This is a genomic window from Pseudonocardia abyssalis (assembly GCF_019263705.2).
Taxonomy (GTDB): Bacteria; Actinomycetota; Actinomycetes; order Mycobacteriales; family Pseudonocardiaceae; genus Pseudonocardia; species Pseudonocardia abyssalis.
Genome location: NZ_JADQDK010000001.1, coordinates 1,526,263 through 1,551,383 on the forward strand (window position 1 = coordinate 1,526,263; position 25,121 = coordinate 1,551,383).

The 25,121-nt window shown below is 73.7% G+C and carries 24 protein-coding genes and 1 pseudogene; 9 read left to right on the top strand and 16 right to left on the bottom strand.

The genetic code is table 11. From position 1 onward, the window contains the following. Nucleotides 1-14: 14 nt before the first annotated feature. From I4I81_RS07280 to I4I81_RS07290, 3 genes are all read left to right on the top strand, one after another. Nucleotides 15-713: an HAD family hydrolase gene (locus I4I81_RS07280; RefSeq protein WP_218604506.1), complete on the top strand. Its 699-nt coding sequence runs from the start codon at nt 15-17 to the stop codon at nt 711-713. Further along, the gene (locus I4I81_RS07285) at nt 710-3,070 is read left to right on the top strand and encodes a glycoside hydrolase family 65 protein (RefSeq protein ID WP_218604507.1); all 2,361 of its coding nucleotides are present in this window, start codon (nt 710-712) and stop codon (nt 3,068-3,070) included. The genes I4I81_RS07280 and I4I81_RS07285 overlap by 4 nt, the downstream gene beginning before the upstream one ends. A gap of 70 nt (nt 3,071-3,140) precedes the next feature. Beyond that, the gene (locus tag I4I81_RS07290) at nt 3,141-3,494 is read left to right on the top strand and encodes a TraR/DksA family transcriptional regulator (RefSeq protein ID WP_218604508.1); all 354 of its coding nucleotides are present in this window, start codon (nt 3,141-3,143) and stop codon (nt 3,492-3,494) included. Here I4I81_RS07290 and I4I81_RS07295 read toward each other — a convergent pair. Further along, nucleotides 3,491-3,700 (bottom strand): hypervirulence associated TUDOR domain-containing protein, encoded by a 210-nt coding sequence (locus I4I81_RS07295; RefSeq protein WP_218604509.1) that lies wholly within the window; start codon nt 3,698-3,700, stop codon nt 3,491-3,493. The two genes, I4I81_RS07290 and I4I81_RS07295, sit on opposite strands and share 4 nt — an antisense overlap. Nucleotides 3,701-3,742: 42 nt before the next feature. Here I4I81_RS07295 and I4I81_RS07300 point away from each other — a divergent pair, with 42 nt between their 5' ends. Together I4I81_RS07300 and I4I81_RS07305 are read left to right on the top strand one after the other, a co-directional pair. Then, a complete protein-coding gene (locus I4I81_RS07300; RefSeq protein ID WP_218604510.1) occupies nt 3,743-4,285 on the top strand; it encodes a type 1 glutamine amidotransferase domain-containing protein in 543 nt (180 codons plus the stop codon). A gap of 9 nt (nt 4,286-4,294) precedes the next feature. After that, on the top strand, nt 4,295-4,777 hold the full coding sequence (locus I4I81_RS07305; protein ID WP_218604511.1) for a DUF6328 family protein: 483 nt from the start codon (nt 4,295-4,297) through the stop codon (nt 4,775-4,777). Here I4I81_RS07305 and I4I81_RS07310 read toward each other — a convergent pair. Continuing rightward, nucleotides 4,761-5,537, bottom strand: a complete 777-nt coding sequence (locus tag I4I81_RS07310; protein WP_218604512.1) for an RNA polymerase sigma factor SigF — start codon at nt 5,535-5,537, stop codon at nt 4,761-4,763. The two genes, I4I81_RS07305 and I4I81_RS07310, sit on opposite strands and share 17 nt — an antisense overlap. Before the next feature lie 100 nt (nt 5,538-5,637). Between I4I81_RS07310 and I4I81_RS07315 the strand changes: the two genes are divergently transcribed. Next, a complete protein-coding gene (locus tag I4I81_RS07315; protein WP_504739663.1) occupies nt 5,638-8,016 on the top strand; it encodes a HelD family protein in 2,379 nt (792 codons plus the stop codon). 3 nt (nt 8,017-8,019) lie between these two features. Here I4I81_RS07315 and I4I81_RS07320 read toward each other — a convergent pair whose 3' ends face one another. The 3 genes and pseudogenes from I4I81_RS07320 to I4I81_RS07330 form a co-directional block, all read right to left on the bottom strand. Further along, entirely contained in the window at nt 8,020-8,862 is an 843-nt protein-coding gene (locus I4I81_RS07320; RefSeq protein WP_218615908.1) for an N-acetylmuramoyl-L-alanine amidase, read from the bottom strand. Nucleotides 8,863-9,033: 171 nt separating this feature from the next. Next, nucleotides 9,034-10,869: a DNA helicase RecQ gene (gene recQ / locus I4I81_RS07325; protein ID WP_218615909.1), complete on the bottom strand. Its 1,836-nt coding sequence runs from the start codon at nt 10,867-10,869 to the stop codon at nt 9,034-9,036. A gap of 609 nt (nt 10,870-11,478) precedes the next feature. After that, nucleotides 11,479-11,685, bottom strand: a pseudogene (locus I4I81_RS07330) (epoxide hydrolase N-terminal domain-containing protein); the annotation flags it as partial. Between the two features lie 83 nt (nt 11,686-11,768). Between I4I81_RS07330 and I4I81_RS07335 the strand changes: the two are divergent. After that, complete coding sequence (locus tag I4I81_RS07335; protein ID WP_218603175.1) at nt 11,769-12,947, top strand: acyl-CoA dehydrogenase family protein; 1,179 nt, start codon at nt 11,769-11,771, stop codon at nt 12,945-12,947. Between the two features lie 3 nt (nt 12,948-12,950). Here the strand turns inward: I4I81_RS07335 and I4I81_RS07340 are convergent, their stop codons facing one another. The 3 genes from I4I81_RS07340 to I4I81_RS07350 are packed head-to-tail and all read right to left on the bottom strand — an operon-like array spanning nt 12,951 to nt 15,801. Continuing rightward, nucleotides 12,951-13,940, bottom strand: coding sequence for a Gfo/Idh/MocA family protein (locus I4I81_RS07340; RefSeq protein WP_218603176.1), 990 nt, complete (start codon nt 13,938-13,940; stop codon nt 12,951-12,953). Then, nucleotides 13,940-14,701 (bottom strand): SDR family oxidoreductase, encoded by a 762-nt coding sequence (locus tag I4I81_RS07345; protein WP_218603177.1) that lies wholly within the window; start codon nt 14,699-14,701, stop codon nt 13,940-13,942. The genes I4I81_RS07340 and I4I81_RS07345 overlap by 1 nt, the downstream gene beginning before the upstream one ends. Then, nucleotides 14,701-15,801, bottom strand: a complete 1,101-nt coding sequence (locus I4I81_RS07350; protein ID WP_218603178.1) for a phytanoyl-CoA dioxygenase family protein — start codon at nt 15,799-15,801, stop codon at nt 14,701-14,703. The genes I4I81_RS07345 and I4I81_RS07350 overlap by 1 nt, the downstream gene beginning before the upstream one ends. A gap of 49 nt (nt 15,802-15,850) precedes the next feature. On the opposite strand from I4I81_RS07350, the gene I4I81_RS07355 reads away from it, so the two are divergent. Then, nucleotides 15,851-16,849 (top strand): LacI family DNA-binding transcriptional regulator, encoded by a 999-nt coding sequence (locus I4I81_RS07355; protein WP_226363808.1) that lies wholly within the window; start codon nt 15,851-15,853, stop codon nt 16,847-16,849. Here the strand turns inward: I4I81_RS07355 and I4I81_RS07360 are convergent. Continuing rightward, nucleotides 16,840-17,781 carry a helix-turn-helix transcriptional regulator gene (locus I4I81_RS07360; protein ID WP_218603179.1) on the bottom strand — a complete coding sequence of 314 codons (942 nt, stop codon included), beginning with the start codon at nt 17,779-17,781 and terminating at the stop codon, nt 16,840-16,842. The genes I4I81_RS07355 and I4I81_RS07360 overlap by 10 nt on opposite strands. 62 nt (nt 17,782-17,843) lie before the next feature. Between I4I81_RS07360 and I4I81_RS07365 the strand changes: the two genes are divergently transcribed. Further along, the gene (locus I4I81_RS07365) at nt 17,844-18,275 is read left to right on the top strand and encodes a VOC family protein (protein WP_218603180.1); all 432 of its coding nucleotides are present in this window, start codon (nt 17,844-17,846) and stop codon (nt 18,273-18,275) included. Here I4I81_RS07365 and I4I81_RS07370 read toward each other — a convergent pair. Genes I4I81_RS07370 through I4I81_RS07400 form a run of 7 tightly spaced genes read right to left on the bottom strand, consistent with a single transcriptional unit; the run spans nt 18,230 to nt 25,111 of the window. Next, on the bottom strand, nt 18,230-19,234 hold the full coding sequence (locus I4I81_RS07370) for a Gfo/Idh/MocA family protein (RefSeq protein WP_218603181.1): 1,005 nt from the start codon (nt 19,232-19,234) through the stop codon (nt 18,230-18,232). The two genes, I4I81_RS07365 and I4I81_RS07370, sit on opposite strands and share 46 nt — an antisense overlap. Then, entirely contained in the window at nt 19,231-20,085 is an 855-nt protein-coding gene (locus tag I4I81_RS07375) for a sugar phosphate isomerase/epimerase family protein (RefSeq protein WP_218603182.1), read from the bottom strand. Before I4I81_RS07375 ends, I4I81_RS07370 begins: the two co-directional genes overlap by 4 nt. Then, a complete protein-coding gene (locus tag I4I81_RS07380) occupies nt 20,082-21,077 on the bottom strand; it encodes a Gfo/Idh/MocA family protein (protein WP_218603183.1) in 996 nt (331 codons plus the stop codon). Before I4I81_RS07380 ends, I4I81_RS07375 begins: the two co-directional genes overlap by 4 nt. Further along, a complete protein-coding gene (locus I4I81_RS07385) occupies nt 21,074-22,090 on the bottom strand; it encodes a Gfo/Idh/MocA family oxidoreductase (protein WP_218603184.1) in 1,017 nt (338 codons plus the stop codon). Before I4I81_RS07385 ends, I4I81_RS07380 begins: the two co-directional genes overlap by 4 nt. Before the next feature lie 31 nt (nt 22,091-22,121). Next, on the bottom strand, nt 22,122-23,006 hold the full coding sequence (locus I4I81_RS07390; protein ID WP_218603185.1) for an ATP-binding cassette domain-containing protein: 885 nt from the start codon (nt 23,004-23,006) through the stop codon (nt 22,122-22,124). A gap of 2 nt (nt 23,007-23,008) precedes the next feature. Further along, complete coding sequence (locus tag I4I81_RS07395) at nt 23,009-24,070, bottom strand: ABC transporter permease (protein WP_218615910.1); 1,062 nt, start codon at nt 24,068-24,070, stop codon at nt 23,009-23,011. Nucleotides 24,071-24,130: 60 nt separating this feature from the next. Further along, entirely contained in the window at nt 24,131-25,111 is a 981-nt protein-coding gene (locus tag I4I81_RS07400) for a sugar ABC transporter substrate-binding protein (RefSeq protein ID WP_218604737.1), read from the bottom strand. Nucleotides 25,112-25,121 lie beyond the last annotated feature (10 nt).

Here is a 25,121-nt window from a genome sequence, read left to right on the forward strand (position 1 = left end):
GGTACGGTTCGGCCATGTTAGGCCTCCCCGACGGCACCCGCGCGTGCCTCTTCGACCTCGACGGCGTCCTCACCGACACCGCGAGCGTCCATGCCGCCGCCTGGAAGCAGATGTTCGACGACTACCTGCGCGAACGCGACGGCGACGACTTCCGCGCGTTCGACGTGTCGGCCGACTACGGCCCCTACGTCGACGGCAAGCCGCGGCTGGACGGCACGGACTCGTTCCTGCGCTCGCGCGGCATCGAGCTCGACCACGACGAGCTGGTGCGCCTGTCGACGATCAAGAACGACCTGGTGCAGGAGAAGATCGTCAGCGTCGGGGTGGAGGTGTACCCGGGCTCGGTGCGCTACCTGAAGGCGGTCCGCGAGGCGGGCCTGGCGACCGCGGTCGTGTCGTCGAGCGCGAACGCCGAGCAGGTGCTCCGCGTCGCCGACCTCGCGCAGTACATCGACCATCGCGTCGACGGCGTCACGGCGAAGGAGCGGGGCCTGCCGGGCAAGCCCGCGCCCGACACGTTCCTCGCCGCCGCCGCCGACCTGGGCGTCGACAAGGCCGAGGCCGTGGTGTTCGAGGACGCCATCGCCGGAGTCGAGTCGGGGAAGGCGGGGGGCTTCGGCTTCATCGTCGGGGTCGACCGGCTCGAGCATGCCGCCAAGCTGAGCGCCGCGGGCGCCGACGTCGTGGTGAAGGACCTGGAGGACCTGCTGTGAGTCCCGATCCGAGTCGCGCGTTCACGGTCGAGCCCTGGGTCGTGCGTGAGCCGAACCTCGACCTCGCCGCGCTCGGCCAGGCCGAGTCGGTGTTCGCGCTGTCCAACGGTCACATCGGCCTGCGCGGCAACCTCGACGAGGGAGAGCCGCACGAGACGCCGGGCACCTACCTCAACTCGTTCTACGAGAAGCGCCCGCTGCCCTACGCGGAGGGCGGCTACGGCTACCCGGAGTCCGGGCAGACGATCATCAACGTCACCAACGGCAAGCTGATCCGGCTGCTGGTGGAGGACGAGCCGCTCGACCTGCGCTACGGCTCGGTGCACCGCCACGAGCGCGTGCTCGACCTGCAGGCGGGCACGCTGACCCGCGAGGTCGAGTGGGAGTCCCCGGCGGGGCGCGTGGTGACGCTGCGCACCGAGCGGCTGGTCTCGCTCACCCAGCGCGCGATCGCCGCGATCCGCTACGAGGTCGAGGTGCACGACGCGCCCGCCCTGCTCGTGGTGCAGTCGGAGCTGGTGGCCAACGAGGCCCTGCCCGCCCGCGACGACGACGACCCGCGCGTCGAGGCCGCGATGACCGACCCGCTGGTCGCCGAGCAGCACCGCCACGGCGACACCAGCGCCACGCTGGTGCACCAGACCCGCGCGTCGGGGCTGCGGGTGGCCGCGGCGATGGACCACGAGGTGCAGGGTCCCGAGGGCCTGCAGATCTCCTCCGAGGCCCACCCGGACGTCGCCCGCACCACCGTCATCTCCCGGCTCAAGCCGGGGGAGAAGCTGACCGTCGTCAAGTACCTGGCCTACGGCTGGTCCTCGCGCCGGTCGCTGTCGGCGGTGCACGACCAGGTGCGGGCCGCCCTCGCCGCCGCCCGCTACACCGGATGGCAGGGCCTGCTCGACGAGCAGCGCACCTACCTCGACGACTTCTGGCTCACCGCCGACATCGAGATCGACGGCGACGCCGAGCTGCAGCAGGCCGTCCGGGTGGCGATCTTCCACGTGCTGCAGGCCGGGGCGCGGGCCGAGCGGCGCTGCATCGGGGCGAAGGGCCTGACCGGCCCCGGCTACGACGGACACACCTTCTGGGACACCGAGACGTTCTGCCTGCAGCTGCTCAGCCACGTCGCACCGGAGGCGGCCGCCGACGCGCTGCGCTGGCGGCAGTCGATCATCCCGCTGGCCAAGGAGCGCGCTGAGCAGCTGGGACTCAAGGGCGCCGCGTTCCCGTGGCGCACGATCCGCGGCCACGAGTGCTCGGGCTACTGGCCGGCCGGCACCGCGGCGTTCCACCTCAACGCCGACATCGCCGACGCCGTGCGCCGCCACGTCGCGGCCACCGGCGACATCGAGTTCGAGCGCGAGGTCGGGCTCGAGCTGCTGGTGGAGACCGCGCGGCTGTGGCGCTCGCTGGGGCACCACGACTCGGCCGGGCAGTTCCGGATCGACGGCGTCACCGGCCCCGACGAGTACACCGCGATCGTCGACAACAACGTCTACACCAACCTCATGGCGCAGCTGAACCTGCGCGTCGCCGCCGACACCGCGGCCCGGCACTCCCGGGCGGCGGCGAAGCTCGGCGTCAACGCGGAGGAGATGGCGAGCTGGCGCGACGCCGCGACGTCGATGCGGATCCCCTACGACGAGACGCTCGGCGTGCACCCGCAGTCGGAGGGCTTCACCGACCACCAGGTGTGGGACTTCGAGAACACCAAGCCCGACATGTACCCGCTGCTGCTCAACGTGCCGTACTTCGACCTGTACCGGAAGCAGGTCTCCAAGCAGGCCGACCTCGTGCTGGCCATGCAGCTGCGCCCCGACGCGTTCACCCCCGACCAGGTGGAGCGCAACTTCGCCTACTACGAGGCGATCACGGTCCGCGACTCGTCGCTCTCGGCGTGCACCCAGGCCGTGATGGCCGCCCGGACCGGGCACCTGGACCTCGCGTTCGACTACCTCGCGGAGTCGGCCCTGGTCGACCTGCAGGACCTCGCGGGCAACTCCGACCACGGCGTGCACATCGCGTCGATGGCGGGCACCTGGATCGCGGTCGTGCAGGGCTTCGGCGGGATGCAGTGCGACTCCGCCGGGCTGCGGTTCGCCCCGCGGCTGCCCGCGGCGCTGACCCGCATCTCGTTCGGGCTCAAGTGGCAGGGCCGCCAGATCCGCGTCGAGATCACCCCGGACGGCACGGAGTACCAGCTCGTCAGCGGCCCTCCGATGCGCCTGACCCACCACGGTGACGCGCTCGCGCTGGCCGAGGACCCGGTGCTGCGCGCCAACCCGGACGCGCCGCGCGTCGAGCCCGTGGAGCAGCCGTTCGGCCGGGCCCCGAAGGCACGCCACCCCGGCGGCTGAGGCGCGGTTCCCGGGTGCGGCAACGGGGTATGCAGCCCTACTGATGTCTCCCCACCCGGAAGGAACCACCGTGGACCTCGACCACGCCCGCACGACCCTGACCGCCGAGCTGGAGTCGCTCGACGAGCGTGCCCGCTTCGCCGAGCGCACCCGCGCGGAGACCTCCGGGGACACCGAGGAGGGTGCGCTCGGCCAGCACCCCGGCGACTACGGCTCCGAGGTCGCCGAGGCGATGGACTCGGAGCTGCTCGTCGACACCGTCGCCGACCAGCGTCGACTGGTACAGGAGGCGCTCGAGCGCGTCGAGGACGGTACCTACGGGACCTGCGCCGTCTGCGGCACCACGATCGACGACGAGCGTCTGGAGGCCCGGCCCGAGGTGGCGACGTGCCGCGAGCACGCCGACACCCCGGTCGTGAGCTAGTCCGTCTTCTCCAGGGCGTCCGGTCGGTGCACCGCGTCCTTGCCGGACCTGTCGCTGCGCACGAGGTACTGCGGGTCGTCCTCCGAGGCCCGCACCGTGCGCCCGGCCGCCTCGGTGTCGTCGGTGATCTCCTCCTCGACGGTGCCCTCGGTCGTCGTGGCGTGCGTCCTCCAGGCGACGTGGTCGCCTTCCTCGATGTCACTCACGGGCTGCGAGTACCCCCGCCGCGGCGGGGGTAAGCCCGGGGCATGACTGACAGGTTGCACGGCAAGCGGATCGCCCTGCTCGCCACCGACGGGGTCGAGCAGGTGGAACTCACGGCGCCGCGTGACGCGGTGCTCGCCGAGGGGGCCGTCGTTCAACTCGTCTCGGTCGCCGACGGCGAGATCCAGGGCATGAACGGCGACATCGAGCCGGCCGACACGTTCACGGTCGACCGCGTCGCGGCGCAGGTCTCGGTGGACGACTACGACGGGCTGATCGTCCCCGGCGGCACCGTGAACGGCGACAAGCTCCGCCTCGACGACGACGTGCGCTACTTCGTGCAGGCGTTCGTGGAGTCCGGGAAGCCCGTCGCCGCCATCTGCCACGCCCCGTGGGTCCTGATCGACGCGGGGGTGGTGAAGGGCCGCACGGTCACGTCGTTCCCGAGCGTGTGGACCGACCTGCGCAACGCGGGTGCGACCGTCGTCGACGAGGAGGTGTCGGTGGACGGCAACCTGATCACCAGCCGCAGCCCCGGCGACCTGCCCGCGTTCACCGCGGCGGTCGTCGACGCGTTGGCCGGATAGCCTGCGCCGGTGATCGAACCCGACGAGCGCGGCGAGGGTCCGCTGCGGCGGGCCGACCGCAACATGCTGGAGCTGCTGCAGGAGCTGCGCGTCGCGCAGACCGGCGTGCAGATCCTGTTCGCGTTCCTGCTGTCGCTGTCGTTCACCGAGCGCTTCGGGCGCATCGACGAGGTGCAGCGCTGGACCTACGTCGTGACGCTGCTCCTCTCGGTGCTCACCGCCGGCCTGCTCGTCGGGCCCGCGGCGGCGCACCGGGTCACGTTCGGGCACGGCGTGAAGCAGGCGACGGTCGCGCTCGGGCAGCGGCTGTTCCTCGCCGGTCTGGCGACGCTGGCGCTGACCCTGAGCGGCGCGGTGCTGCTCGTCCTCGACGTCGCCGTCGGGCGGGGCTTCGCGGTGCCGACCGCGGCGGCCGTCGGCGTCGTGCTGGCGGGACTGTGGTTCGTCCTGCCGGTCCCGTTGCGGCGCAACGGGATCAGCCCGCCGCGTTGAGCTTCTCCCGCAGCTGTCGCAGGGTCTGGGCGAGCAGCCGCGACACGTGCATCTGCGACACCCCGACGCGGTCGGCGATCTGTGTCTGCGTCATGTTCCCGAAGAACCGCAGCACGAGGATCGTCCGCTCCCGCTCCGGCAGCTCCTGCAGCAGCGGGCCGAGGGTCTCGCGGTACTCGACGGTCGCCATGTCGACGTCGATGGCGCCGAGGGTGTCGGCCAGCGGGGTCTCGCCGCCGGCCACCAGCTCGTCGAGCGAGGTGTTGCGGTAGGCCTGCTGGGCGTCGAGGCCCTCCAGGACCTGGTCGACCGGCATGTCCAGGCGCGCGGCGATCTCGCTGGGGCGCGGGGCGCGGCCGAGCTCCTGGCTCAGCGGGCCGACCGCCCCCGCGATCGTCGCCTGGAGGTCCTTGAGCCGGCGCGGCACCCGCATCGCCCAGGTGCGGTCGCGGAAGTGCCGGCGGATCTCCCCGGTGATGGTGGGCACGGCGTAGGACAGGAAGTCGCTGCCGTGGGCGGGGTCGAAGCGGTCGACGGCGCCCAGGAGACCGATGGTGCCGGCCTGCTCCAGGTCGTCGGAAGGCTCGCCGCGGCCGGAGAAGCGCCGGGCGATGTGCCGGACCACCGGGAGGTGCCCGGTCACGAGGCGGGAGCGCAGCGCGGCGCGGTCGGGGTGGTCGGGCGGGAGCGCGGCGAACTCGACGAACAGCGGGGCCAGGTGGCCGTACTCGGAATCGCGTGAGGCCTCAAGGTCGGGCACTACGGGGCATACCCGCGGACCCGGCGCGGGAAACGCGCGTCAGGGTGCGCTGGTAGCTTGGACAGTCGCCGATTCTCGAGCCCGTGAAGGTGATCTGCCGGTGTCAGACAGCACGTCCTCCGGGCTCCCCGGTACCGAGAACGACGGCATCGCCGACGAGCGGCGGTACGTGGGGATGCTCTACGGCCGCCTCGACGCCCGCCGGGCGGAGACCGCGCAGCGGCTGCACGACGCGCTGCACGACGAGACCGTCGGCACGCCGCAGGCACTGACCGAGCGCGACGCGGCCGCGGCGATGTACACCGACCGGCTGGCCGCGCTGCGGGCCGCGGAGCACGGGCTGGCGTTCGGCCGCCTCGACGCCGCCGACGAGAGCGACGGCACGCCGGGGGAGCGCCGCTACATCGGCCGCCTGGGCCTGCTCGACGAGGACAACGACTACGAGCCGCTGCTGATGGACTGGCGCGCGCCCGCGGCGCGGCCGTTCTACACCGCCACGGCCGCGTCACCGGAGGGCATGCGGCGGCGCAGGCACCTGCGCACCCGGCGCCGGGAGCTGCTCGCGATCGACGACGAGGTGCTCGACCTCGACGACGCCGACGCGGGCAGCCAGTCCTCCGGCCTCACCAGTGAGGCGGCGCTGCTCGCCGCGGTCGGGGCGCGGCGGACCGGGCGGATGGGCGACATCGTCGCCACCATCCAGTCCGAGCAGGACGCGATCATCCGCTCCAAGCCGTCGGGCGTGCTGGTGGTGCAGGGCGGGCCGGGCACCGGCAAGACCGCGGTCGCACTGCACCGCGCCGCCTACCTGCTCTACACCCACCGCGACCGCCTGGCGCGGCGCGGCGTGCTCGTCGTCGGGCCGAACCCGACGTTCCTGCGCTACATCGGGCAGGTCCTCCCGTCGCTGGGGGAGACCAGCGTCGTGCTCGGCACGGTCGGGCAGCTGTTCCCGAACCTCGACGCGCGGCGGCCGGAGCCCGCCGCCACGGCGGAGGTGAAGGGACGCGTCGACATGGCCGCCGTCGTCGCCGCGGCGGTGCGCGACCGCCAGCAGGTGCCGCGCCGGGCCGTCGAGATCGACGTGGAGGGCCAGAAGCTCCGGCTCGACCGCGACCTCGCCAACTCCGCGCGCACCCGCGCCCGCCGCTCGCGCAAGCCGCACAACGAGGCGAAGCGGATCTTCCACAAGGAGGCCGTGCGGCTGCTGGCCGAGCAGGCCGCGCGCGGGCTGGGCGGCGCCGGGCTCAACTCGTCCCGGTTCCTCGACGCGGGCGACCTCGCCGACATCCGCGAGGAGCTCACCGAGAGCCGCGAGCTGGCCAGGGCACTCGACGACCTGTGGCCCACGCTCTCGGCCGAGCAGCTGCTCACCGACCTCTACTCCGACACCCGCCGGCTCAACTCGGTGGCCCGCCGTATCCCCGCCGAGGACCGCGCGCGCCTGGAACGGCCCGTCCCCGCCGACGACGTACCGCCGGGCCTGCGCTGGACCCCGGCCGACGTGCCGCTGCTCGACGAGGCCGCCGAGCTGCTCGGCGACGACGGCGCCGAGCAGGCCGCACGCGAGGCCGCCGCGCTGCGCGAGGAGATCCTCTACGCGCAGGGGGTGCTCGACGTACTCGACCTCGAGGAGGACCTCGACGACGAGCTGCTGCGCGCCGGTGACGTCGTCGACGCCGACCGCCTCGCCGAGCGCCAGGCCGTGCGCCGCTACGACTCCACCGCCGAGCGGGCCGCGGCCGACCGCGAGTGGACCTACGGCCACGTCATCGTCGACGAGGCGCAGGAGCTCTCCGCGATGGCGTGGCGGCTGGTGATGCGGCGCTGCCCGACCCGCTCGATGACCCTGGTCGGCGACATCGCGCAGACCGGTGACCTGGCCGGCGCGTCCTCCTGGGGCCAGGTGCTCTCGCCGTACGTGGCGAACCGGTGGCGCCTGGAGCAGCTCACCGTGAACTACCGCACGCCGTCGGAGATCGCCGACGTCGCCGACGACGTGCTCGCCGTGATCGAGCCGGGGCTGGCGGCGCCGAGTTCGGTACGCAGCACGGGGGTCCCGCCGCGCGCGGTGCCGGTCTCCGGTGACAGGTTCGACGACGTCGTCGCGAAGGTGCTCGCGGAGGAGTCGGGCGCGGTCCCCGACGGGCGCACGGTGGTGCTCGCGCCGTCTGCGCGGGTCCGGGACCTGCGGCTGCGGCTGCTGGGGGCGGCGGAGCCCGAGCAGGGGCCCGACACCCCCGACGGCCCGGCCGACCCGTCGGTCGACCTGGAGTCGCCCGTCGTGGTGCTGCCGATCTCGTCGGCGAAGGGGCTGGAGTTCGACGCGGTGGTGCTGGTGGAGCCCGCGGAGATCCTCGACGAGTCGCCGCGCGGGGCCAACGACCTCTACGTCGCCCTGACCCGTGCGACCCAGCGCCTGGCGGTGGTGCACGCGCGGGATCTGCCCGCGATGCTGCACCGCCTCGTCGACGGCTGATCCTCAGCGCAGGAAGGCGAGCACCCCGGCCGCGACGGCCTCGGCGTAGCGCTGCCGTCCGGCCTCGCTCGACACCAGCGCGGCCTCGCCCGGGTTGCGCATGTTGGCGCACTCGACGAGGACGGTGGGGCGGGTGGCGAGGTTGAGGCCGCCGAGGTCGCCACGCGGGGAGAGGGCCTGGTCGCCGATGTAGTCGGAGTCGGGGAAGCCCGCGGTGCGCATCGCGTCGCGGACGGCGAGGGCGAGGTCCCGGGCCGGGGTGCCCTGCGCGGCGTTGAGCGGCGGGTCGGACAGGGCCACGTGGAACCCGCTGTCGCCCGCGGCCGACCCGTCGGCGTGGATCGAGACCACCGCGTCGGCGTCGGCCGCCTCGCCCGCCCGGCCGCGCTCGTCGACGCAGGGGCCCACGCCGTCGTCGTCGGGGCGGGTGAGGACCACCCGTACCCCCGCCGCCTCCAGCACCGGCCGCACCCGCTGCGAGACGTCCCAGGTGAACGCATGCTCGGGGTAGCCGGCGTCGGTCCCGGTGCCGGTGGTGTTGCACGCCTTGGTGCCGCCGCGCCCGTCCGGCACCTGCCGTTCGATCACCTCCGGGTTCGCGCCGTTGCGCCCGTTGTGGCCGGGATCGAGGACGACGACGGGGACGTCCGTCGGAGTCGGTGTCGGGGTGGCGCTGGTGGTGGCGGCCGGACCGCCGCGGGTGAGCGGGGCGGCGGCCGAGGTGGGGGCGGCGGTCGAGGTGGGGGCGGCGGAGGTGGAGGCGGCCGGTACGGGAACCGGGGCGACACCGCACCCGGCCAGGACCACCGTCGCGGCGCACCCGGCGACCCACCCCACGATCCTCATCGCCCGAGCATGGCAGCACCGGATCCCCTGCCCGCCCCCGCCCGGTGATCGCGGCGGGTCGTGCGTCGTGGCAGCCGGGAGAGCCGCGACACGCGGATGATCACGATCATCCGGCGCCACACCGGGTGAGCGCCGCCGGGCGTACGTGGTCGCCCCCGGGAGAGGCGGGTGTCAGACCTCGGCCAGGGCGTCGAGGACGCCCTGGCCGTACTTCGCGAGTTTGTTCTCCCCGATCCCGCTGATGGTGCCGAGGGCGGCGAGGGAGTCGGGGCGGCGGGTGGCGATCTCCTCCAGAACGGCGTTGTGGAAGATCACGTACGCGGGCACGCCCTGCTCCTTCGCCGTGGCGCCCCGCCACGCCCGAAGGCGCTCGAACACCGGGGCCAGCTCGGGGGCGAGGGTGGAGGCCTCGCGGGAGGACCGGGAGCGGGTGCGGGTGGCCTTCACCGGGTCGCGCCGCATCGGCACCTCGCGGTCACCGCGCAGCACCTCGGCGCTGGCGTCGGTGAGCGCGAAGGTCTGGTACGCGCCCTGGACGGCCAGCAGGCCCTGGGCCAGCAGCTGCCGGACGACCGCGCGCCACTCCGGGTCGGACAGGTCGGCGCCCACCCCGAACACCGTCAGCTCGTCGTGGGCGAACTGCTCGATCTTCGCGGTGCGCTTGCCCGTGACGATGTCGATCAGGTGCCCGGCCCCGAAGGACTGGTTGCGCTCCTTCTTCAGCCGCCACACCGTCGAGAGGATCTTCTGCGCGGGGATCGTGCCGTCCCAGGACTCGGGCGGGGTGAGGCAGGTGTCGCAGTTGCCGCACGGATCACCGGATCCGTCGGACAGAGTCTGGCCGAAGTAGGCGAGCAGCCGCACCCGCCGGCACTGCACCGTCTCGCACAGCGCGAGCATCGCGTCGAGGTGCTGGCCGAGACGCTGCCTGTGGGCGCGGTCGCCCTCGGACTCGTCGATCATCTTGCGCTGCTGCACGACGTCGGCCAGGCCGTAGGCGAGCCAGGCGGTGGACGGGAGGCCGTCGCGGCCCGCGCGCCCGGTCTCCTGGTAGTAGCCCTCGACCGACTTGGGCAGGTCGAGGTGGGCGACGAACCGCACGTCGGGCTTGTCGATGCCCATGCCGAACGCGATCGTCGCGCACATCACGACGCCCTCCTCGCGCAGGAACCGCGACTGGTTGCGCGCACGGACCGACGCGTCGAGCCCCGCGTGGTAGGGCAGCGCCGGGATGCCCTGACCCACCAGGAACTCCGCGGTCTGCTCCACGGACTTGCGGGAGAGGCAGTAGACGATGCCGGCGTCACCGGGGTGCTCGGTGCGCAGCAGGTCGAGCAGCTGCTTGCGGGGCTCGTTCTTCGGCGCGATCCGGTACTGGATGTTGGGCCGGTCGAAGCTCGCGACCACCTGCTTGGCGTCGACCAGGTTCAGGCGCTGCGCGATCTCCGTGCGCGTGTGCTCGGTGGCGGTGGCCGTGAGCGCGATGCGGGGGACGTCGGGCCAGCGCTCGTGCAGGTCGGACAGGGCGAGGTAGTCGGGCCGGAAGTCGTGGCCCCACTGTGCGACGCAGTGCGCCTCGTCGATGGCGAACAGAGCGATCGTCCCGCGACCGAGCAGCGACAGCGTGGACGGCACCCGCAGCCGCTCCGGCGCGAGGTAGAGCAGGTCGAGCTCGCCGTCGAGGAAGGCGCGTTCGGTGTCGCGGCGCTCGTCGGGGTTCTGGGTGGAGTTGAGGAACCCGGCGCGGACGCCGAGGGCACGCAGCGCGTCGACCTGGTCCTGCATGAGGGCGATCAGCGGGGAGACCACGACGCCGGTGCCCGGCCGGACCAGCGACGGGACCTGGTAGCACAGCGACTTGCCCCCGCCGGTGGGCATGAGGACGAGGGCGTCGCCGCCCGCGCAGACATGCTCGACGACCTCCTGCTGCGGCCCGCGGAACGCGTCGTAGCCGAAGATCCGGCGCAGGACGTCCAGGGGTGCCGGGGCGGTGTCGGGGAGGGTCACCCGCGCGATCCTACGAGCCCCGCCGCGCCGCCGTGGCCGAACACCGTGTCAGGCCGTGAGCCGCTCGTCGGCAGCGGCGGAGGGGTGCAGGAAGGTCAGCGGCGCCGCGCCCTCGGCCGCCACCGCGCCACGCTCGGCGGGGGACAGGGCCCGGAAGGTGCGGACGGTGAGGGTGGCCGCGCCGCGGGCGCACCGCCTTCCAGGTCCCGGCCACGACGCCGTCGACGAGGCCGGAGCTGGGTTCCCCGCGGGACTCCGGGCCGAAGCCGTGCGCAGGTGATCGGCCTGCCCGATCACCCGCGTGCGGCCGGCGTGGGATCCAGCGCCGCCCCGACCGCCGCCGGATCGAACCCGCCCGCGTCCTGTCCACCCAGCCGTGACCAGGAGCCGGCGGGCCGGCGCGGCCCGGTTCAGCTCCCGCGACGACAGGACGCGCGTCACCGGTGCGGGCGCAGGGCCGCGCGCAGGTCGTCGACGATCGCCACGGGCTGCACCGACATGACCGCCGTCGGTGGCCGCGACCGAGGTGGAGAGGATCTGGGTGAGGTGCAGCGCCACGCAGTGCTCCGGGTCGACCACCCCCAGCTCGCGGGAGATCACGGAGCCGAGGTCGCCGCCGTGCGCGGCCGGATCGGTCAGCGGGCCGATGACGTCGAGGAACTCGACGATCGAGCCGGGCCAGCCGTGGGTGAGCACGAGCGCCGCAGCGCCGGGCTCGGCCGAGCGGACGTGCAGGAAGTGCACGGTGTCGCCGTCGATCTCCGTCGTGAACTGCGGGAACGCGTTGAGCCGCGCCTCCTGCGCCCGCCAGTCGTAGATGACGGTATCGGCGAAAGCGGCCGTTTCCCGGCCGCAATGCAGACCGGGCGGGGAGACGTCCGCGGTGCCACGCTGGTGCGATGACCGTCGACCCGCTGCCCGGTGACTTCTTCCGCTTCGCCGACGCCCTCACCGACGACGAGCGCGAGGTCCTCGGCCGGGTGCGCGCGTTCCTGGCGGAGGAGGTCGCGCCCGTCGCGCTGGAGCACTGGACGAAGGCGGAGTTCCCGCACCACCTGATCCCCGGGTTCGCGGGGCTGGACATCGCGGCGCTGCCCTACGAGGGGCTCGACGGACCGGCCGCGCGCCGGCAGCTGATCGGGTTCGTCTCGATGGAGATCGCGCACACCGACCCGTCGATGAACAGCTTCTTCGGCATCCACAACGGCCTCGCGATGGGCAGCATCGACCTGTGCGGCTCGCCCGAGCAGCGCGAGCGCTGGCTCCCCGCGATGGGCCGGATGGAGAAGATCGGTGCGTTCGGGCTGACGGAGCCGCACGGTGGGTCCGACGTCGCGCGGGGGCTGGAGACGACGGCCCGCCGCGAGGGTGACGAGTGGGTCATCGACGGCGAGAAGCGCTGGATCGGCAACGGGACGTTCGCCGACCTGGTGGTGATCTGGGCCCGCGACGTCTCCGACGACTCCGTGAAGGGCTTCGTGGTGGAGCAGGACAACCCCGGCATGACCACCACGAAGATGGAGAACAAGATCGCCCTGCGCACGGTGCAGAACGCCGACATCGTGCTCAGCGGCTGCCGCGTGCCCGAGGCCGACCGCCTGCAGGAGGCGCACTCGTTCGCCGACACCAACAAGGTGCTCCGCCGCACCCGCGGCGGCGTGGCCTGGGGCTCCACCGGCACGATGATGGCCGCCTACGAGCTGGCGCTGGCCTACTCGCAGGAGCGCGAGCAGTTCGGCCGTCCGATCGCCGGGTTCCAGCTGGTGCAGGACCTGCTCGTGCGGATGCTCGGCAACATCACCGCCTCGCTCGGCATGGCCGTGCGCCTGGCCGAGATGCAGGAGGCGGGGGAGGCGCGCGACGAGCACGCGGCGCTGGCCAAGGAGTACTGCACCACCAGGATGCGGGAGACGGTCGCGCTCGCGCGCGAGGTCGTCGGCGGCAACGGGGTGGTGCTCGACTACGGCGTCGGCAAGTTCTTCGCCGACGCCGAGGCGCTGTACTCCTTCGAGGGCACCAAGCAGATCAACACCCTCGTCGTGGGCCGGGCGATCACCGGGCACTCCGCCTTCGTCTGAGTCTCACACCTCGTCGATCCGCACCGGGCGGTGCTCGCGCAGCGAGATCGTGGCCGCCTCGGCCGCGACGGCCACGGCCAGCGCGTCGTCGACGGTGCACGGCGACTCCCGGGTCCCGGCCACCATTTCGACGAACGCGGCCAGCTCGGCCCGGAACGCCGACGCGAGCCGGTCCATGAAGAACGTGTGCGCCGGCCCGTCGACATCGAGCGCGCCGGGGCCCAGCGGCCGGATCGGCAGGCCGTCGTCGAGCCCGGCGGCGGCGCTGTCTCCCGCGCCGTGCACCTCCAGGCGCACGTCGTAGCCGCGGGCGTTGTAGCGGCTGTTGGAGATGACCCCGAGCGACCCGTCGGCCATCGTCAGGATCAGCGCGGCGGCGTCGACGTCGCCCAGCTCGCCGAACATCGCGTCGCCGCGGTCGGAGCCGGTGGCGTAGACCTCGACGATCTCCTGCCCGGTGACCCAGCGGACGGCGTCGAGGTCGTGCACGGTGCAGTCGCGGAACAGCCCGCCGGACCCGGCGAGGTAGGCGCGCGGCGGCGGCGCCGGGTCGAGCGTGGTGGAGCGGACGGTGTGCACGCGCCCCAGCTCCCCGGCCGCGACGGCGGCGCGCACGGCGAGGAACGCGGCGTCGAAACGGCGGGGGTAGCCGATCTGCACCCGCGCTCCGCGCACGGACCCCGCGGTGGCCCGGGCGTCGGCCAGGCCCGCGGCCAGCGGCTTCTCGCAGAACACCGGCAGCCCGGCGGCGACGGCGGCGCGCAGCAGCACCGGGTGGGCGTCGGTGGCGGCGGCGATGAGCACCCCGTCGACGCCCGCGGCGAGCAGCTTCTCCGGGGAGTCGGCGGCCTCCGCGCCGACCTCCGCGGCCACCGCAGCCGTGACGGCGGGCACCGCGTCGGTGACGACGAGCGAGTCGACCGCGTCCAGCGCGGCCAGCGTGCGGGCGTGGAAGGCGCCGATGCGCCCCAGTCCGATGAGTCCGAGTCGCATCAGTCCAGTCCTCCCAGGACGTTCTGGTCCCAGTCGATGACGGAACCGGTGACGACGCCGCTGCGCGGCGACAGCAGGAACACCACGAAGTCGGCGATCTCGTCGACCTGGCCGAGCTTGCCCATCGGCAGCCGAGCGGCCGCGTCGGACCGCCACGCGTCGTCGGCGTCGTGGAAGGCGCGCTGGGTGGCGTCCTCACCCTCGGTGTCGGTCCAGCCGATGTCGAGGCCGTTGATCCGCACCCGGTCGAAGCAGTGGGCGTGCGCGGCGTTGCGGGTGAGCCCGGCGAGGCCGGCCTTCGCCGCGACGTAGGGCGCGAGGAACGGCTGCCCGCCCAGCTCGGAGGACGAGATGACGTTGACGACCGACCCCGGCGCGCCGCGGCCCACCATGTCGGCGACCGCCGCCTGCATGGTGAAGAACGGGCCGCGCAGGTTGACCGCGACGTGCCGGTCGAACAGCTCCGGGGTGGTGTCGAGCAGGGTGCCGCGGTCGGTGAGCCCGGCCGCGTTGACCAGCGCGTCGATCCGCCCGTGCTCGGCGATCACCGCGGCGACGGACGCGAGTGCCTGCTCCGGGTCGGCGACGTCGGCGGCGACGAACCGCGCGCCGATGTCGGCGGCCGCCTTCTCCCCGACGTCGGCGCGGCGGCCGCTGATCGTGACCTGCGCGCCCTCCCGCACCGCGGCCCGGGCGACACCGGCCCCGACCCCCTGCGTGCCACCGCTGACCAGCAGCACCGTCCCGTCCAGCAGTCCCATCAGTGCGTGTCCCGTCGTGTCGTGTGGTCGGTGAGGGCGGCGTCGAACGCCTCGGCGGTCCAGCGCTGCGCGACCGCGCGGCGCACCAGGTCGGCCTGGGTGGGCGGGGCGAGGCCGTCGACCGGCGGGTCGCGGTCGAGGTTGGTCGGGAAGGCGTAGCCCTCGGCCGCGGCGGAGATCGCGTGCTCGTGGCCCGGACGCAGGTGCGGGTACACCGCGCGGCAGACCCGGGCCCGGTCGACCGACTCCATCGCCCGCCCGAACGCCGAGCTGACCTGCAGCAGGTTGGCGGTGCGCCGCACGTCGGAGCTGCGGTTGCGGCCCGCGCCGTGGATCACCGCGGGGTTGAAGAACGCGGCGTCGCCGACGGCGAGCGGCAGCTGCACGTGCTGGCGCTCGAAGTACTCCGCGAACTCCGGCAGCGCCGTGGCCAGGTAGCCGTCGCCGTACTTCTGCGAGTGCGGCAGATACAGCGTGGGCCCGGACTCCACCGGCATGTCGGCGTGCGCGACGGCCCCCTGCAGCGTGAGCACGGGGGACAGGCGGTGCACGTGCGCGGGGTAGCGCACGATCTCGGTCGGGGGCAGGAAGCCCAGGTGGTAGTCGCGGTGCCCGACCTGCGCCGTGCCGCCCGGGTGCACGACGTTGACCTGCGAGGTCACCTGGTAGCCCGGCCCGAGCCAGGCCAGTGCGACGAGCGCGAGGACGTCGGAGGCGTAGTAGTCGACGAACGCGGCCGGGGCACGGACGGCGAGCTTCTCCAGCGCGTTCCAGACCCGGTCGTTGGTGCCGCGACCGTTCACGTCCACGGCCGCGAAGTGGTCGCCCACTTGCCGCCCGGCCGCGTGCTGCTCGGCGACCATCGCGTCGAACTCGGCGGTGACCCAGCCGACCACGGCCCGCTCCAGCGCCCCGCGCACGACGACCACGCCGGGGCCGTCGGCGAACGCCCGCACCAGCTCCGACGGCGGCGCGGCGCGGACGCCGTCGGCGGAGTAGACCAGCACCTCCTGCTCCACGGCGTCGGCGTGCGGGTAGGCGCGCGGGTCGGTGCGGTCGGCGAGGACCGCGACGAGGTCGTCGAGGACGGGCGCACCCATGGGCCACTCCTTTAAAGCGCTTTAACGATCGCTGTGTACGATCCGCGACGTGACCGGAGCTGTCAAGAGGCCGCGGCTGGAGGACGTCGCGGCCGCCGTCGGGGTGTCCACGGCGTCGGTGTCGCTCGTGCTGCGCGGCGTCGCGGGCCCGAGCGCGGAGACCCGGGAGCGCGTGCTGGAGGCCGCGGCCCGGCTCGGCTACCGCGCCGACCGCAGCGCGAGCCTGCTGGCGCGGCGGCGCACCCACGTGCTCGGCGTCCCGGTACTGCTGCGCGACGCGTTCCGCACCGAGCTGGCCGAGGAGGTGCAGCTCGCCGCCGACGCGCGCGGCTACACCGTGGCGCTGAGCGGCATCACCCGCACCCACGACGAGCAGCGCGTCGTCGACACCCTGCTCGACCTGCGCTGCGAGGCCGTCCTGTTGCTCGCCCCCGGCCTGTCACCCGCCCAGCTGGCCGTGCTGGGGGAGCGGGTCCCGACCGTGGTGATCGGGCGGCGGCTCCCCCCGGACGGCTTCGACGTCGTGCGGGTCGCCGACGCCGACGGGATCGGCCAGGCCGTCGACCACCTCGTCGGGCTCGGCCACCGCGCCATCGTGCACGTCGACGGCGGGCGGGCCGAGATGGCCCGGGAGCGCCGCGAGGGCTTCACCGCCGCGATGAGCAGGCACGGCCTGGAACCGCGGATCGTGCCCGGCGGCGACAGCGAGGGGGCGGGGGCCCGGTCGGCCCGCGTGCTGCTGGACGCGGGCCTGCCGACCGCGGTGGTCGCCGCCAACGACCGCAGCGCACTGGGCCTGCTCGACGTGTTCGTCCGGGCCGGGGTCCGGGTGCCCGGCGACGTCTCGGTGGTCGGCTACGACGACGCCGAGCTGTCCCGGCTGGCCCACGTGCGGCTCACCACCGTCAGCCAGGACGCCCCCGAGCAGGCGCGGATCGCCGTCGACGCCGTGCTGGAGCGGCTCGACGGCGACCGCACCGACGTGGTGGAGCGGGTGCTGCGGCCGCGGCTGGTGGTGCGCGGCACGACCGGCGCGGTTCAGGCGTAGCGGGCGGCCAGCTCGGTGCCGATCCGGGCGAGCTCGGCGCGGACCTCCGGCGGGTCGAGCACCTCCACCGCCGCACCCCACCCGGCGAGGGTGCGGGCGATGTCGAGCGCGGTCGGGGCGCCGACGCGCACCTGCGAACGGCCGTCCGCACCGGCCGGGCCGGCGTCGCAGTGCCGCCCGAAGTGGGTGCGCAGGATCGGCACGAAGCGGGTCTCGATCACCACCGTCGCGGTGAGCCGCCCGCGCCGCGCCTCCACCTCGTCGACGACCTGCTCCCACGCCCTGGCCAGCGCGAACCCGTCGGGGCGGTCCGCGACGAGGTCGGTGACCTCGGCGTCGACGACCCGGTCGATCCGGAACGTCCGCTGCCCGGCGTCGGTGCCCGCGATCAGGTACCAGGTGCCGTCCTTGTCGACGAGGCCCCACGGGTCGACGAGCCGTTCCGTGGGCTCCCTGGTCCGCCCGGCGTAGCGCAGCCGCACGCGGCGGCGCCGCACCACCGCGGTCTGCAGCAGCTCGACGAGGGGCGGCCGGTCGTCGTCGCGCCCGCCCCAGCCGGTGGGGTCGACGACCACGGAGTCGGCCGCGGCCGCCGCCTCCGCGCGGAACACCTCCGGCAGCGCGCGGGTCAGCTTCCGCAGCGCCGAGCGGGCCTCCGGGGCCGCGGCGGCGGCCGGGCCGAGCAGCAGGAACAGGGCCCGCGCCTCCGGGGCGGACAGGCCCGTCAGGTCGGTGCGGGCGCCGCCCAGCAGCGACCAGCCGCCACCGCGCCCGGCCTGCGGGTAGACCGGGATCCCCGCCGTCGACAGCGCCTCCAGGTCGCGCCGGGCCGTGGCGACGGAGACCTCCAGCTCGGCCGCGACCTGCGCGGCGGTCACCCGGCCGCGGGCCTGCATCAGCAGGAGGACGGCGACGAGCCGGTCCGCACGCATGCCTGGAGTGTTCCAGGGAAAGTGCTCAGAGGGTGAGCACTTCAGGCGGCAGGATGGTCCCCATGACCACGTTCCGCGGATTCGCCACCCTCAACTTCTTCGCCGACGACGTCGCTGCGGCCGCCCGCTGGTACGCCGAGGTGTTCGGGGCGCAGCCCTACTTCGAGCGCCCCGGCCCCGACGGGCGACCCGCCTACATCGAGTTCCGGATCGGCGACCTGGAGGCCGAGTTCGGGATCATCAGCAGCGCGTACCGCCCGCCGGCCGGTGACCTCCCGGGCGGGGCGATCATGCACTGGGCCGTCGACGACCTCGACGGCACCGTCGCCCGCCTGATCGGCCTCGGGGCCACCGAGTACCTGCCGGTCCAGGTGCGCGGCGACGGGTTCGTCACCGCCTCGGTCGTCGACCCCTTCGGCAACGTCCTCGGCGTGATGACGAACGTGCACTACCTCGACATGCTGGGCCGGACCGGCAGCCCGGCCGCGGTGTAGACCGCGTCGATCAGCTCCGCCGTCGCGACGGCGTCGTCGGCCCCGGCGGGGAACGGCGCCCCGTCGTGCAGGTGCGCCCGCACCGCCTCCAGCTGGTACAGGTAGGTCGAGCGGGTGCCCAGGTGCTCGGTGCGCTCCCCGTCGGGACCGTGCACGACGATCCGGTCGTCGCGCTGGGGGAGCACCACGTTCATCGCCGTCGCCTCGCCGTCCTCGCCGACGACCCGGCACGTGATGCTCCAATCGTCCGACGCCATGTCGCAGTGCGCCTCTCCGGTCGCGCCGGAGGGGAACGCGAGCTGCGCGGTGACCCGCTCGTCGACGCCCGGGTGCCCGGCCCGCTCGTCCGCGGTGGCCGACACGACCGACGGCTCCCCGCCCACCCGCTCCGCGAACGAGCGCAGGCACCGCAGCGGGTAGCAGCCGAGGTCCATCAGGGCCCCGCCGGCGAGGTCGAGCCGCCAGCGCGGGTCGTCGTCGGGCGGGGCGGGCATCGTGAACCGGGCCTCGACGCGGCGCAGCGCCCCCAGCTCCCCGGACGCGACGAGCTCGTGGAGCCGGCGCAGCACCGGGTGGTGGACGTGGTGGAACGCCTCCAGCACCACGACGCCCGCTGCCGCTGCGGCGTCGCGCACCTCCCGGGCCTCGGCGGCGTTGCCCGCGAACGGCTTCTCGCTCAGCACGTGCTTGCCCGCCTCGACGGCCGCGAGGTTCCACGGGCCGTGCAGAGCGTTCGCCAGCGGGTTGTAGACGATCTCGACCTCGGGGTCGGCGAGCACGTCGGCGTAGGAGCCGACGACCCGCTCGACGCCGTGCTCCGCGGCGAACGCCTCGGCACGGCTGCGGTCGCGGGCCGCGACGGCGACGAGCCGGTCACCCGTCTCCCGCGCCGGCTCGACGAGCGCCCCACCGGTGATGCGTGCCGCTCCCAGGATCCCGATGCGCAGTGGCCCGCTCACCCCGCGAGGATCGCACGCAGCGCGTCGACGCTCGTGCGGACGTCGGCCAGCGGGCCCTCGCCCGCCGGCTCCCCGGTGAGGATCGTGTCCTGCTCCAGGACGTACCAGCCCGTGTAGCCGTGGTCGCGCAGGTCGCCGACGATCGCGGAGAAGTCGACGTCGCCGTGCCCGACCGGGCGGTACATGCCCTCCCGCACGGCCTCGGTGTAGGTGAGCCGCCCGCCCTGCACCTGCTTCGCGAGGCGTGCGTCGACGTCCTTGATGTGGGTGTGCGCGATCCGCTCCGGGGCCTGGCGGGTCAGCGCGACCGGGTCGGTGCCGCCGATGAGCAGGTGCCCGGTGTCGAGGCACAGCGCGATCGCGGAGCCGTCGAGCACGCGCTGCACGTCGTCGGTGTTCTCCACCATCGTGCCGACGTGCGGGTGCAGCACCGCGCGGACGTCGTGCGCGGCGGCGACCCCGGCGAGGCGGTCGAGGTTGCCGAGCAGCGTCCGCCAGCCGGCGTCGTCGAGCGTCGGGCGGGTGTCGTAGCCGTCGAGGCCGCTGATCGCGGACAGCACGAGGGTGTCGGAGCCGGTGGCGGCGTAGGTGGCGAGCAGCTTCTCCACCTCGGGCACCGGGTCGTGCTCCGCGACGTGCAGCAGCAGCGGGGTGAACCCGCCGATGGCCTGCAGCCCGTGCTGCGCGAGCACGTCGCGGGGGTCCTCGGGCAGGAAGCCCTCGGGCCCGAACTCGGTGGCCGCGAGTCCGACCTCCTGCATCTCGGCCAGCACCCGGGACGGCGGGAGCTGGAAGCCCCAGCCGGGGACCTCGCAGACGCCCCACGAGATGGGGGCTCCGGCGATCTTCATGCGTTCTCCTTCGTGCGTACCGGTGCGCCGGTCCTCCAGGACTCGTCGGCGGCCAGTGCGAGGTCGAACGCGGCGAGCGCGTCGCGACCGGTGACGGGGGGTGGGGTGCCGTCGCGGACGGCGCGCGCGAACGCGTCCAGCTCCGCGGCGTACGCCCAGGGGTAGCGCTCCTCGAAGTCGCGCGCGAGGTCGCGCGAGGCGAGCCCCGGCGTCCGCCACTCGACGCCGTGGACGTGCGGGGCGTCGATCCGGGCGGTGGCGAGGGTGCCCATGACCTCGGTGGAGCACTCGTAGCCGTAGCGGGCGCTGCGGCTGTTGTCGATCACGCCGAGCGCGCCGTTCGCGAACCGCAGCACGGTCACGGCGGTGTCGATGTCGCCGAGTGCGGCGAACGCCGGGTCGGAGGCGGCACCGTGTGCGTGCACCTCCACGACCTCGCCGACGAGCCAGCGGGCGACGTCGAGGTCGTGCACCACCATGTCGAGGAAGAATCCGCCGGAGCCGGACAGGAACGCGGGGTCCGGTGGGGTCATGTCGCGCAGCGAGGTGCGGAACAGCGTGACCTCGCCCAGCTCACCGGCGTGGATCCGGGCCGCGGCGGCGACCCAGTCGGGGTCGCTGCGGCGGTGGAACCCCACCTGGAAGACGGTCCCGGCCGCCTCGACGGCCTCCAGCGTCGCGACCGTCGTCGCCCGGTCCAGCGAGATCGGCTTCTCGCAGAACACGTGTGCTCCCGCTGCGGCCGCCTGCACCGTGAGGGGGGCGTGCGTGCCGGTGGGGGAGGCGATCGCGACGGCCCCGACCCGGTCGAGCAGCTCGTCGTAGGACGCCGTCCACGGCACGTCGAACTCCGTTCCGGCGGCCTCCGCGGCCGCCGGGACCGGGTCGTAGACGCACGCGAGCTGCGCGACCGAGCACCGCCCGGCCAGCGCGGCGGCGTGGATCCGCCCCATCCGGCCCAGCCCGGCCAGCCCCACCCCGACCCGGCTCATGCCGCGCTCCCGTAGAGGTCCGGCCGCTCCCGCAGCACGACGGGCTCGCGCGCGCCGGAGCGCAGCGCGGCCAGCCCCGTCTCGCAGACGACCGTGGCCGCGTACCCGTCCCACGCGGACGGGCCGGTGCTGCGATCGGCCGCGACCGCGTCGACCCAGCACTGCAGCTCGGCGTCGAACGCGCGCACGAACCGCTCCTGCCAGTCGGCGGGCACGCGACCGGAGTACGTCCCGGCCCGCTTGACGACCGCGCCCGCCGACTCCGACAGCGCGACGGTGCCGTCCTCGCACACCACCTCGCCGCGGATGTCGTAGGCGAACCCGGCGTTCACCGATGCCTCGACGTCGACGAGCACGCCGCTGACCGTCTCCAGCAGCACGAGCAGCGGGTCGTGGAACCCCGCCTTCGCCTTGCGCGAGGTCCGCGGCTTGAGCACCGTGACCGCCGCGACCTCCTCGTCGAACATCCACCGCGCCACGTCGATGTCGTGCACGGCGGAGTCGTTGATGATCATGTCGCTGGTGAAGAAGTCCGGCACCGACGGGTTGCGGTGCGCCGCGTGCATGAGCAGCGGGAGCCCGATCCCCCCTCCGGCGACGATCTCCTTCATCGCCCGGTACTGCGCGTCGTAGCGGCGCATGAACCCGACCATCACCAGCCGGCGCCCCGCGGCGGTCTCGGCGTCGACGATCCGCTCGCAGGCCACCCGGGTGGGGGCCAGCGGCTTCTCGCAGAACACCTGCTTGCCCGCGGCGACGCACGCGAGTACGTACTCCTCGTGCGTCGGGCCCCAGGACGTCACGACGACGGCGTCCACCCCGGGGTCCGCGACGAGCGCGGCCCCGGTCGGGTGGAGCACCGCGCCCGGGAGGTCGCGGGCGACCGCCCGGGCCCGGTCGAGGTCGACGTCGGTGACCGCCGCCACGCGGGCCCCCGACAGGACGTGGGTCAACCGGCGGACGTGGTCCTGCCCGATCATGCCCACGCCGATGACGCCGACGTTGATGCTCACCGCGTTCCTCTCGCGCTCAGGTGGTCGACGCTCAGGTCGTCGACGGGATGCCGGCGACCCCGGACGGGATGGCCAGGTCCTGTGCCTCGGCCTCGATCTGCTGGGCCGCCTCCGCGGCGGCGCCACCGCCCTGCTGCAGCTCGTGGCTCAGGGCCTCCAGCTCGGCGCCGCCCGCCATCAGCCCGGTCAGCTCGTCGCGGGTGATCTCGCTCTTGGCGAAGTCCCCGAGGCTGCGTCCCCGCTTGAGCAACATGAACCGGTCGCCGACGGGGTAGGCGTGGTGCGGGTTGTGGGTGATGAAGATGACGCCCAGCCCGCGCTCGCGCGCCTGGATGACGTACTTGAGCACCACGCCGGCCTGCTTGACGCCCAGCGCCGCGGTGGGCTCGTCCAGGATGAGCACCTTCGCGCCGAAGTACACCGCGCGGGCGATCGCGACGCACTGCCGCTCGCCGCCGGACAGGGTGCCGATCGGCTGGTCGATGTCGCGCAGGTCGATGCCCATGGCGAGCAGCTCGGCCTTGGCGATCTTCCGCATCGCGTCGGTGTCGAGCCGGGCCAGCGGCCCCCAGCCCTTGCGGAGCTCGGACCCGAGGAAGAAGTTGCGCCACACCGGCATCAGCTTCACGACCGCGAGGTCCTGGTAGACGGTGGCGATCCCGGCGTCGAGGGCCTCGCGGGGCGAGGTGAACGAGACCGGCTCCCCCTCCAGCAGGAAGTCGCCGCCGTCGTGCCGGTGCACCCCGGCGAAGATCTTGATCAGGGTCGACTTGCCGGCGCCGTTGTCGCCCAGCACGCAGGTGACGGCGGCCGCGCCGACCTTGGTGGAGATGTCCTGCAGTGCGATCACGCTGCCGAACAGCTTGGTGACGCCGCGGATCTCCAGCAGTGGCGTCTCGGCTTCTGCGGTGCTCATCGCTACCTCCCGCTCCGCTCGGCGTACCGGCGGACGTACTGGTTGGCGAGCACCGCGAGCAGCAGCATCGCCCCGAGGAAGAACTTGAACCAGTCGCTGTCGAGGCCCGCGTACACGATGCCCTGACTGGTCATGCCGAAGATCAGCGCGCCGATGGCGGCGCCGATCACCGACCCGTACCCGCCGGTGAGCAGGCAGCCGCCGATCACCGCGGCGACGATGTAGATCAGCTCCTCGCCGAAGCCCTGGCTGGTCTGCACCGAGGTCTGCTCCATGAGCTTGAGCGAGCCGACGAGCCACGCGCACGCCCCGACGCCCATGAACAGCGTGATCGTGGTGCGCTTGTCGGGGACGCCGACGTTGCGGCTGGCCACCGGGTCCCCGCCGACGGCGAAGGTCCAGTTGCCGAACCGGGTCTTGGCGAGCACCCACGCGCCGATCGCGACGATCACGACCCACCACACGATCTGGATCTTGAAGTCGACGCCGAACACGTTGATCCGGCTGGCGAACAGCGGCCGGACGCTCTCGAAGAACGGCACCTGCGCCATGCCGCCCACCGACACCGTGCCGGTGATGAGCTTCGTGACGGCGAGGTTGAGTCCCTGCAGCATGAGGAAGGTGGCGAGGGTGATGATGAAGCTCGGCAGGCCGGTGCGCGTCACGAGGTAGCCGTTGACGAACCCGACGCCCAGGCAGACCACCAGCGACACGAGCAGCGCGACCCAGATGTTGAGGCCCCACTGGGTGGTCATCACGGCGGTCGCGAGGCCGGCGGTGCCGGTCAGGACGCCCGCGGACAGGTCGAAGTGGCCGCCGATCATCAGCATCGCCACCGCGACGGCCATGATGCCGAACAGCGACGCGGGGTCGAGCCAGTTCGAGATGCCGGCGAGTGACCAGAACTGCGTCGAGGACACCGCGAACAGCACGAACAGGATCACCGCGCCGATCAGCGAGCCGATCTCGGGGCGCAGGACGAGCCGCCGCAGCAGCCCGACGCGGGCCACCCGCTCGTCGGTGTCGGGCGGGGCGGGCGGGGTCGGGTTCAAGGTCGTGGTCATGAGTGTGCTCCGGGTTCCAGGGGAGGGGGCCGGAGCGATCCGGCCCCCTCCGGAGGCCTGCTAGCGGGTGCCCTGCGTGGCCAGGTCCTGGACCTGAGCGGCGTTCTCGCGCGTGACGTAGCCGGGTCCGGTGAGGACCGGCTGTCCGCCGCCGATGGTGTTGAGGTTGGACTTGTACAGCGTCAGCATCACGATCGGCAGGTAGCCCTGCGTGTACTGCTGCTGGTCCACGGCGAAGAGCATCTTGCCGTCGGCGATCGCCTGGGTGACGTCGCCGTTGAGGTCGAACGTGGCGAGCTGTGCGGCCGAGCCGGACTCGGCGACGGCGTTGATCGCGACGGCGCCGATGACCGGGCCGAGCGTGAGGACGCCGTTGATCGACGGGTCGGACTGCAGCTTGGCCCGGATGGTCGCCTGCGCGCCCGTCGGGTTGCTGTTCTCGACCTGCAGGTTCTCCACCGAGCCGCCGAGGCCCTCCGCGAAGCCCGCGCAGCGCTGCTCGAGACCGATGTTGCCGGCCTCCTGGATGACGCACAGCGCCTTGGTGACGCCGGCCGCCGCCATCTGCTCGCCGGCCCCGCGCCCGGCGATGCCCTCGTCCTGGCCGACGTGCGCGAGCGCGCCGAACTCCGCCGACCGGTCCTGCCCGGAGTTGATCGTGATGACCGGGATGCCCTTGGCCTCCGCGGCCTCGATCGACGACCGGAGCGCGTCCGGGTTGGCCATCGAGACCACGATGCCGTCGACGCCCTCGTTCACGGCGGCGTCGATGAGCTGCGACTGCCGGGCCGGGTCGCCGTTGCTGTCGCGGTAGGTCACCGTGACGCCCTCGTCGGTGCCGGCCTGCTCGGCGCCCTTCTTCACGACGTCCCAGAACGTGTCACCCGCGGCGCCGTGCGTGACGACGGTGAAGTTGTACCCGTAGGTACCGCCACCGCCGCCCGCGCTCTCGGCGGACGGGGCCTGGCCGGTGCCGCTGCAGCCGGCGGCGAGGAGCAGTGCGGCCGAGGCGGCCACGACGACGCCCTTGCGGAGTTTCATCGGTGTGATC

Bases quoted from the DNA above. Each gene is read 5' to 3' on its own strand.
- I4I81_RS07350 (WP_218603178.1), bottom strand. From the start codon at position 15,801: ATGGGTGCGCCCGTCCTCGACGACCTCGTCGCGGTCCTCGCCGACCGC.
- I4I81_RS07360 (WP_218603179.1), bottom strand. From the start codon at position 17,781: ATGCGTGCGGACCGGCTCGTCGCCGTCCTCCTGCTGATGCAGGCCCGC.
- I4I81_RS07380 (WP_218603183.1), bottom strand. From the start codon at position 21,077: ATGAGCCGGGTCGGGGTGGGGCTGGCCGGGCTGGGCCGGATGGGGCGG.
- I4I81_RS07375 (WP_218603182.1), bottom strand. From the start codon at position 20,085: ATGAAGATCGCCGGAGCCCCCATCTCGTGGGGCGTCTGCGAGGTCCCC.
- I4I81_RS07395 (WP_218615910.1), bottom strand. From the start codon at position 24,070: ATGACCACGACCTTGAACCCGACCCCGCCCGCCCCGCCCGACACCGAC.
- I4I81_RS07400 (WP_218604737.1), bottom strand. From the start codon at position 25,111: ATGAAACTCCGCAAGGGCGTCGTCGTGGCCGCCTCGGCCGCACTGCTC.
- I4I81_RS07320 (WP_218615908.1), bottom strand. From the start codon at position 8,862: ATGAGGATCGTGGGGTGGGTCGCCGGGTGCGCCGCGACGGTGGTCCTG.
- I4I81_RS07280 (WP_218604506.1), top strand. From the start codon at position 15: ATGTTAGGCCTCCCCGACGGCACCCGCGCGTGCCTCTTCGACCTCGAC.
- I4I81_RS07335 (WP_218603175.1), top strand. From the start codon at position 11,769: ATGACCGTCGACCCGCTGCCCGGTGACTTCTTCCGCTTCGCCGACGCC.
- I4I81_RS07340 (WP_218603176.1), bottom strand. From the start codon at position 13,940: ATGCGACTCGGACTCATCGGACTGGGGCGCATCGGCGCCTTCCACGCC.
- I4I81_RS07365 (WP_218603180.1), top strand. From the start codon at position 17,844: ATGACCACGTTCCGCGGATTCGCCACCCTCAACTTCTTCGCCGACGAC.
- I4I81_RS07390 (WP_218603185.1), bottom strand. From the start codon at position 23,006: ATGAGCACCGCAGAAGCCGAGACGCCACTGCTGGAGATCCGCGGCGTC.
- I4I81_RS07345 (WP_218603177.1), bottom strand. From the start codon at position 14,701: ATGGGACTGCTGGACGGGACGGTGCTGCTGGTCAGCGGTGGCACGCAG.
- I4I81_RS07300 (WP_218604510.1), top strand. From the start codon at position 3,743: ATGACTGACAGGTTGCACGGCAAGCGGATCGCCCTGCTCGCCACCGAC.